The 305-nt window shown below is 57.0% G+C and carries 1 protein-coding gene and 1 pseudogene; one reads left to right on the top strand and one right to left on the bottom strand.

Annotation, left to right across the window (positions count from 1 at the left end; translation table 11 throughout):
* Positions 1-253 (bottom strand): annotated as a pseudogene (locus NE591_RS14030) (hypothetical protein); the annotation flags it as partial.
* On the opposite strand from NE591_RS14030, the gene NE591_RS16415 reads away from it, so the two are divergent.
* On the top strand, positions 206-305 hold a 100-nt coding region (locus tag NE591_RS16415; RefSeq protein WP_371130630.1), incomplete at its 3' end, for a Rep family protein. The pseudogene NE591_RS14030 and the gene NE591_RS16415 sit on opposite strands and share 48 nt — an antisense overlap.

Here is a 305-nt window from a genome sequence, read left to right as displayed (position 1 = left end):
CCAGCACCTCCTTGATGCCCAGCTGCAGGATGCCGTCCGACCCCTTGCCTATGTCCTCGCCCGAGTAGAGTATCTCGACCCCGTACTTCCTGAGCGTGATGCGCAGTAATGCCATCTCGTCGCGGTTGCGCATGATGCGCGGCACCTTGTAGATCACCACGAAATCGAACAGGCCGGCCTTGGCGTCGATAATGGACCAATCCCTATCATCCCAAAGGGAACGAAACGCAACTGCGCCCGCTACCTCTGCCATCTGAACAACCCAGAGAAGCATCAATACAGCGAAGCTGATGTGCTCGAATTCC

It is taken from the genome of Adlercreutzia sp. DFI.6.23 (assembly GCF_024462535.1).
Lineage (GTDB): Bacteria > Actinomycetota > Coriobacteriia > Coriobacteriales > Eggerthellaceae > Adlercreutzia > Adlercreutzia rubneri.
The sequence above is the reverse complement of the archived record's forward strand: the minus strand, read 5'-3'. Positions and strand labels throughout refer to the sequence as shown.